This window comes from Frankia sp. CcWB2 (assembly GCF_977927585.1).
The window spans coordinates 7227-15179 of record NZ_CDWRCM010000105.1; the positions used below are offsets into that span (position 1 = coordinate 7227).

A 7953-nucleotide genomic window follows, 5' to 3' on the forward strand; every position below is an offset into this window, starting at 1 on the left:
TGGCGGCGGCGTCCTCGAACCGCCGATCGGCGCTGTTCAGCGCGCCCTCGACGGACACGACGAGGAACGGCATGGCCACGAAGATCTGCGCGATCACCACGCCGACGCTGGTGAACGGGATGGTGATGCCGAACCAGCCATCGAGGTACTGGCCGACGACGCCGCGCCGACCCAGCACCAGAAGCAGGGCCACGCCGCCGACCACTGGCGGCAGCACGAGCGGGAGGGTGACCAGGGCGCGCAACAGGGACCGGCCGGGAAAACGGGTGCGGGCCAGCAGCCAGGCCAGGGGGACACCGAACAGCAGCGACAGCGCGGTTGTGGCGGTGGCCGTCTCCACTGATAGGAGGAGGGCCTGCCGGACCGCGGTCTCGGTGAGCAGATCGGGCAGGGCGGACCAGGGGGCGCGGACGAGCAGGCCGACGAGCGGCAGGAGCAGGAACAGGCCAGCGATCCCGGCCGGCACCAGCAGCGCCCAGGACATCCGGCGGCGCGTTTCCCGGCGAACCGCGCGGCGCGGACGTCCGCCGGTCCGCGGGTCACCCGGCCGGGGTGCCCGATCGCGCAGGCTGAACCGGCCGTGCGAGCTGAACCGGCCGTGCGGGCCGACGGCCCGTTGCTCCGGCTGACCCCTTCGAAGGAGCGAACCGCCGCGGACCGACACGGCGGGCAGGCCCTTCTCGCTGATCGGGATCAACGACGCTCGGGTAGCTCGATGACGACGTTGGTCGACTTCACCGCGCCGACCGCGAGGACGCCGGCTTCCAGCCCGAGTTCGTCGGCGGCCTCCCGGCTCATGAGCGAGACCAGGCGATGCGGGCCGGCCTGGATCTCGACCTGGGCCATCACCGCGTCGCGCACCACGCGGGTGATAATGCCGGGGAAGCGGTTACGCGCGGATTCGGCGACGACCGGCGTCTGGGCGGCGGTCTGCTCGGTCGCCAGATCCTTGGCGAATCCGGCCAGGGTGCCGCCTTCGATCGCCCGGCGGCCGGCGTCGTCTAGGACGGTTGGCAGTCGGCCGCTGTCCGCCCACCGGCGGATGGTGTCGTCACTGACACCGAGCAGCGCGGCGGCCTCGCTGATCCGGAATCTCGGCATGGGGTGATCGTACCCGTATCTTCGGGAGAGTCGCGACGTATGATCCGAAATTACGGTGAAATTACATAAAAATATCCGCTCATGCGGGTCGGGCGGCGAGGTGGTCGGATTGACGGGACCGTGTCCTCGACCGACCCGATGCCGGCCGGATGACCGGTTGGCGCATCACGATCTGGTCCGGCGGGGCACGATGCGGAGGTTGCCCCTCTCGGCCCGACTCGCCATTCCTGCCCGACTCGCCACTCCTGGAGCACCCGTGACACCGCCCGCTTCCAAACCGACCGTCACCGCCACCACGTCCTACGGCGACCTGGTCGCCGGCCCCGTGCGGATCAACGCGCGCGCTGCTCGTGACGGGTGATCGGGTGCTGCTCGCCAACGAGCGTGGCCAGAAGTCGTTCCACTTGCCAGGAGGCTGGGTCGAGCCGGGAGAGACCGTGCAGACGGCGCTGCGTCGGCTGCTGAACGAGCAGGCCGGGATCGAACTGGACTACCTGACGTTCGTGGGCGGTATCCAGAACATCTCGATCGAACGCGGTGAGCGGATGGGGGTGCTCGACGTCGTCTTCGCCGCTGACCGATCGTGGGGCGCCGACTTCGGGAGCAGGCTGAATGATCTCGATATCGTCTCGGTGTCCCTTGGGAGCCTGCTCGACCTGGAACTAAGGCCCGCCGACCTGCGCCGACTGGTCCCCGGCTGGCTCACCAACACCCGTCCGGCCTGGTACGAGTCGGCCAGCCGCTGACCGTAGGCGCGCATCCTCGCATTCGCACGGTTGACCTCATCTCGACTTCAGGTTCTAGCGCCCGCACGCCCGCATGCCCGCACGCCCGCGGGTCGGAATGCGGCCGGATGAAGGAGCCAGGCGACCCGCGCCACAGCCCCGTGACAGGCCCGATCCGGTGACGAACTACCCTGGCCCCGGATCCCTTGGGTACATTCGCCCGGTGTTCTCTCGACGCCGACCCTGGCCGTCGCGGTCCGCATCGGGCGCTGCATCGCGCGATGGTTACCGCTGTTTCCGTCGTCACCGCCGGACGGGGTGACAACGGCATGGTCGTCATCGGGGTGACGGGCCACCGGGGGCTTTCCGACGGGCAGGCCGAATACACGGCCGGCGAGATGCGCCGGGTGCTGGCGCCTCTCGCCGCGGCCGGGTTGACCGGGATCAGCTGCCTGGCCGAGGGAGCGGACACTATCTTCGCCGACGTGGTCCTCGAACTTGGGGGCCGGCTCATTGTCATGATACCCGCGGCCGGTTACCGGGACTTTCAACCCGCTGCGCATCGGCGCGACTACGATCGGCTGCTCGGCCGCGCCACCGAGATACGCAGCCAGGACCGGGCGAAGCCCGATCTGCCCAGCCTGATGTCGGCGAGCCGCCTTCTGGTCGACGCATCCGACCAGGTCCTCGCGGTGTGGGACGGTCTGCCGGCGTGTGGCTTCGGGGGTACGGCGGACGTCGTCTCCTACGCGCGCTGGCGACGCAAACCCCTCCAGATCATCTGGCCCGACGGTGCCGTGCGGGCGGGGGTGACCTCCGTCGCCGGTTCGGGCGAACGACAGCGGAACCGTCAGAGGCCGCCGCGGGGCTGGGGACTACCGCGGGGCCAACGTCACGACGTCCACCTGCACCGGGGCGAGACTCCTCCTGGCCGGAGCCGGAGCCGGAGCCGTCGTGGCCGGTGGCCGGGTGGCGGCCGGCCGGGTCGTTGCCGGCTGGGTCGTTGCCGGCTGGGTCGGGGGCTTGGTCGCCGTGGACGTCACGGAAGCTCCGCTGGCGGTTGTTGCCGCGCGGGTGGTCCGGCCACCGGCGGCCGGGGTGCCGGTGGCCGGGGTCCTGGCCTCGATCGGCCCGGCAGCCACTCCTTCCGCCGCTGCGGACGGCTTGGTCGGCACCGGCGGGGCGGCGGCGAGAACGGGCGGCGCCTGGTGCGCCGGCGGGGAGGCCGCCGGCACCGGGCCGCCAGAGGAACGCCCCGGCGGCGCGGACCTGCCACCCGCCGCGAGGCGCAGGGTGTTCAGGGCGACGTCCTCCGCCGCCAGGTCGTTCTGCTGTTCCTCTTTGGTCGGGCCGAGGACGGATCCGCCGCCGAGGGTGCTGGGCCCACCTGAGCCGGGTTCGTCCACGGCGGGTTCGTCCACGGCGGGGCTGCCTGACGCGGCGGGCCGGGGGGCGGCCGGTGCCCGCACGGCCGGGCGGCCCTCGCGGGATCCGGACCGGCCGCTGCTCGGAGTGTCCACGGTGCCGCCGTCGTCCGGCTGTGACTCGTGCAACGGAGCACGCGCACCCGTGGTCACGTCGTCGGGCGAGGAGTTGAGCCCCGCGGCGGTGGCTGCGGCCGCCACCGCTGCCACCGCAGCCACCGCGAATGCGGCGACCGGGCGCATCCGGGACCGGCGAGCGCGAACGAGCGGGTCCACCGGCAGGCGTTCTACCCGTGGCTCGGCTGCCCGCCTCGCTGATGTGGATCCCACCGATGCCGCTCGTCCGGCCTCCGCTCGTCCGGACTCCGGACGAGCGGAGGCCGCCCGGCGGTCCGGGGGCGGGAGCTCCGGCGGTGGCAGTGTCGGGAGTGGCGGCAGTGTCGGGAGCGGTGGCAGCGCCCGGGCGGCCATCGGGTCCGGGACACTCCGGGTGGGGCTCGGTGCCCGCCGACCGGTGCTGTGCCGCCCGCCCGTGGCCGTCCTGAGGGGAGCCCTTCCGAGGGGAGCCGTCCGGGTCGGTGGTCGAGGATCGGTAGGCTCAGGCCGCGGATCCGCGCCTGTCGTCGCGGCGCCCGCCCGCCCGCCGTGAGCCGTGGCGGCCTGTCGGCCACGGCCCCACGCCGCTCGGGTCGACTGCGGCTTCGATCCGGAGAGCAGCGCCAGCAGCTCGGCGGTGTCGGGCAGAGAGGCCCCGTCGGCCTGTCGCACACGGGCGAGCGTCCGCCGCACCCCCTGGCCGATGGGAGCCGTGTGCTCCGACCGGTCGGCGCGGCGTCGCCCGGCCCGGGCCGCGGGTTCGACGGACCCGCTGGGCTTTCCCGTCGCGGCCAGATCGACGATCCCGGCCCACGCGACGATGTCGGCGGCGGGGCCCTCCCAGCCACTCGCCGCGGGGCCGTAGCCATAGCCGGGCACGTAGCCGGGGCTGTTGGGGGGAGGCCGCAGGTGGCCGGAGCGCCCGGCGACGACGTGCGGCCTCCCTCCGGCCGAGCCGGCCGCGGGGGACAGCAGCAGTGGTCGCAGGGCCGCCGCGACACCCAGGTCGACCAGCCGCGGCCCGGTAACGGAGAGCACGATATCCGTTGCTGTCAGGTCGCCGAGTGCGCCGACCGTGCGGTGCGCCGCATCGATGGTCTCCAACAGGGTCCGGGCGAGGCGGTCGATCTCGTCCGAGGACAGCGGTCCGCGTTCGGTGAGCTCGCGGGCCAGGGTCGGGCCCCCGACGAACTCCGTGCCCACGTATGGCCGCTCGGCGTCGGGCGCGGCGTCGAGCACCCCGCAGGTGTGTGCCCCGGCCAGCACGCGAGCGCGGTCGATCGCCGCCGCGAACCGGGCCCGCATGTCCGTGCGCAGGGCGTCGCCCGGGTGCAGCGCGCGGATCGCGACCTGCGCGCCTCCGACAGCACGGCTCAGATAGACGATGCCGGTGATGCCGGCGTCCAGCCGACCGAGCAGCTGGTAGGGCCCGAGTGAGGTGGGCTCGCCCACGGCGAGCGGCGCGACGTGACGAGGTAGCCGAGCGGTCATGGTGATGATGCCCCGAATGCGGCTCGTGGACGGTCAGCGACGTTTATTCGCTCCGACGGTAGCTACTCCAGTCGTGTCCGTGAAGGCCGCTACGCATCCTTCTTCGCACTTCTTCGTATCCGCAGCGAATTCGGCATCCGCCGGACGCCGGCGGGCACCGGGCGCGAGCACAGTGATCATCGTCGGCGGAACATTGGTCGGCTGTTCCCCGGTCGGCTATTTCCCGGCCAACCGATGATCGGCCAATCGATCATCGGTTGGCCGGGGGCTCCGGCGCGTACGCGACGGCGATTCCGTCGAGAAGCCATTTCAGCGCCTGCTCGAAGCGCGGCACCGTGTATCCGCAGCCGAGGGCGGCGAGGGCGCGCAGCCGTGGGTACTCCTTCTCGGCGGTCTGCGCGTCCTCGGCGGTCTGCGCGCGGTTGAGGACCTGGGCGTCAAGGACCTGGACGGAGAAAACCGGTCCCGCCATCGGGACACCGGGGCGATCCTGGGAGTCGGCCGCCGGAGGCCGTCGGCGGTCGAAATCCTCCCGGTCGCCGAGTTCGCGCAGCGTGCAGCCGACCACCAGATCATTAAGCGAGTGGATGATGCGCAGCTGGTCCTGCGGATCATCGGTGATCTTCGAGGCGACGGTCAGGCACTGCTCGATGTGCCGCAGCTTGTTGGGACCGAAACCCCGGCGGATGCCGATCCGAAGGGCCCAGGGACGTTCCTGGAAGGACCGCCTCGCGCGCCGGGCGATCTGGGTGAGGCCGTCCCGCCAGTCCTCGGGAACCTCGTCCAGCAGATGCCCAGCCAGGAACGCGTCCCACATCAGGCCGGTCAGTTCGTCCTTGTCCCGGACGTGGTGGTAGAGCGTCATCGTCCCGACGCCCAGATGTGCGGCGATCCGCCGCATCGACACCGCCGTGAGCCCCTCCGCGTCGGCGATCTCCATCGCGGCCAGGGCCAGCCGTTCACCGCTCAGCGGCGTCCGGCATCCCGGTGGGGTGGACACCCGTCCCATCGGCTTCCCCTGGGATCGCCCCGGGGCCGCACTCGGCGGCGCCGCCATCGCCACTCACCTCCTGGCAGGACGCCTCCTGGCAGGACGCCTCCTGGCAGGACGCCTCCTGGCAGGACGCACAGGCTGCCGTTTTGGCGTTGGTACATCGTACGGCGTAGGGTTGGCTCACTGCTCGTACGGTGTACGAAGGCTGGAGTTGTATGAAGGCTGGAGTTGGAGGTATCGGGTGATGACAGGTTCGGATGAGGGCGGTTCGGACGAGGGCGGTGCCGTGGTCGGCAGGACCGCCGGTACCGGGGCGGGTGCCTCGCCGGGAGGTGGCGCACCGCCGGGCCGGGGGATTCCGGGCTGGGCCGTGCTGGCCGTCTGCTGCCTGGCCCAGTTCATGGTCGTTCTGGACATTTCGATCGTGAACGTCGCGCTGCCGTCGATGCAGACCGATCTCGGGATGACGGCGAGCGGCTTGCAGTGGGTGGTCAACGCCTACACGATCGCGTTCGCGGGTCTGCTGCTCTTCGGCGGCCGGGCCGTGCAGGGGCTGGGCGGGGCCGTGCTCGCCCCGGCGACGCTGACCCTGTTGATGACCTCCTTCGCCGAGGGGCAGGAGCGGACCCGGGCGTTGGGCGCGTGGGGCGCCACCGCGGCCAGCGGCGGGGCGCTCGGCGCGATCGTCGGCGGTGCGCTGACCGAGGTCGCGAACTGGCGGTGGGTGCTGTTCGTCAATGTGCCGATCGGGGTGGCGCTCCTCGTGGCCGCCCGGCTCGTGCTTGTCGAGTCGCGGGGCCAGTTGAGCCGGCTGCGTGATCTTGATATTCCCGGCACGGTGACCGTCACCGGGGGCCTGGTGCTGTCGGTCTACGGCATCGTCCGCACCGAGAGTTCCTCCTGGACGTCCCCGGTCACGCTCGGGATGCTGGCCGGGGCGGTAGTGCTCCTTGCCGCGTTCGTGGTCGTCGAGGTCACGACCCCCGCCCCGCTGGTGCCGCTGAGCATCTTCCGCTACCCCGGGCTCGCCGCAGCGAACGCGGTCGCCGCCTTCCTCGGCGCCGCGATGTTCACGATCCTCTTTTTCCTCACCCTCTTCCTCCAGCAGGCTCAGGGTTACAGCCCGCTGCGCACCGGGGTGGCCATGCTCCCGATACCACTTATGGTCATCGTTGCCTCGCGGATCGTCACCCGGATGATCGGGCGGCTCGGTCCGCGTCCGATCATCGTGTTCGGTCTCATGAGCGGAACGGCAGGTCTGCTCTGGCTGTCGACGATCACCCGGGACGGCTCGTACTGGGTGCACGTGTTCGGCCCGGTCCTGATCATCGGGTTGGGGGTGGGCCCTGTCATGGTCGCCGCGGCCACGGCGGGCGTGCCGATGCGCCTGGCGGGCCTCGCGTCCGGTTTGATCAACATCAGCCGCCAGATCGGCGCGGCGATCGGCCTCGCCGCGGTGTCGACGATCGCGACCAGGTATACCGATGGCCGTCTCAGGCACGGGGCCGCGCGGCTCGACGCGCTGGCCTCCGGCTACTCCCTCGGGCTGTTCATCGGCGGCTGCGTCCTCGCCGCCGGGATCCTGGCCGCGCTGCTGCTGCCCCGTGTCCGGCGGCCCGAGCCGGAGCCGGCCCTCGGCGCGGCGGAGAAGACCGCGTCCGGGGCCTCGGACGACGAGGACCAGGCACTCGCGGAGGTCTGATCCATCTCCATCAGCCGCGCGGACATCAGATCGTGGATCTGCGCAGCAGCCCGACGAGCTCACTGCCCGCGCGTAGCTCCCCGTCCGGGCCGAAGACCTCGACACGGCCGATCGTCCGGCCGTGGCCCGCGTGCAGGGTACGCACCCGGAACAGGTGCCAGTCCCGGACGTCCAGGTCGTCGTAGAAGGTCACATTCTGCGAGAGGACGGCGACTGCCAGGCGCCTGGTGGGGGTCAGGCCGGTGACGGCCAGCAGGTCGGACAGCGGCAGCAGTTCGCAGCTGTGCGCGATGAACGCCCTCCACAGGGACCGGTCCTCCGGCGCCCCGGGGATGCGCTGCCATTGGTCCAGCTGATGGGTGCCCGCCCGGGGAAGCACCCGAACCTCCCAGGGCATCATCGGACGGTCGAGGGGGCTGG

7 protein-coding genes are annotated in these 7953 nt (G+C 71.8%); 2 read left to right on the forward strand and 5 right to left on the reverse strand.

Going from position 1 to position 7953, the window contains the following annotated elements; genetic code table 11:
• Nucleotides 1-484: molybdate ABC transporter permease subunit (locus ACY45C_RS12565; protein WP_462187799.1), on the reverse strand; the 484-nt coding region annotated here is incomplete at its 3' end.
• A 209-nt stretch (nt 485-693) separates the two neighbouring features.
• Nucleotides 694-1101 (reverse strand): TOBE domain-containing protein, encoded by a 408-nt coding sequence (locus ACY45C_RS12570; protein ID WP_462187801.1) that lies wholly within the window; start codon nt 1099-1101, stop codon nt 694-696.
• 350 nt (nt 1102-1451) lie between these two features.
• On the opposite strand from ACY45C_RS12570, the gene ACY45C_RS12575 reads away from it, so the two are divergent.
• Entirely contained in the window at nt 1452-1847 is a 396-nt protein-coding gene (locus ACY45C_RS12575) for an NUDIX hydrolase (RefSeq protein WP_462187802.1), read from the forward strand.
• 854 nt (nt 1848-2701) lie between these two features.
• On the opposite strand, the gene ACY45C_RS12580 is transcribed toward ACY45C_RS12575, so the two are convergent.
• Both ACY45C_RS12580 and ACY45C_RS12585 read right to left on the reverse strand, forming a co-directional pair.
• Nucleotides 2702-4837, reverse strand: a complete 2136-nt coding sequence (locus tag ACY45C_RS12580; RefSeq protein WP_462187803.1) for a hypothetical protein — start codon at nt 4835-4837, stop codon at nt 2702-2704.
• Nucleotides 4838-5087: 250 nt separating this feature from the next.
• Nucleotides 5088-5846: a TetR/AcrR family transcriptional regulator gene (locus ACY45C_RS12585; protein ID WP_462187805.1), complete on the reverse strand. Its 759-nt coding sequence runs from the start codon at nt 5844-5846 to the stop codon at nt 5088-5090.
• A 229-nt stretch (nt 5847-6075) separates the two neighbouring features.
• Between ACY45C_RS12585 and ACY45C_RS12590 the strand changes: the two genes are divergently transcribed.
• The gene (locus ACY45C_RS12590) at nt 6076-7533 is read left to right on the forward strand and encodes an MFS transporter (RefSeq protein WP_462187809.1); all 1458 of its coding nucleotides are present in this window, start codon (nt 6076-6078) and stop codon (nt 7531-7533) included.
• A gap of 25 nt (nt 7534-7558) precedes the next feature.
• On the opposite strand, the gene ACY45C_RS12595 is transcribed toward ACY45C_RS12590, so the two are convergent.
• Nucleotides 7559-7953: acyl-CoA thioesterase (locus ACY45C_RS12595; RefSeq protein WP_462187806.1), on the reverse strand; the 395-nt coding region annotated here is incomplete at its 5' end.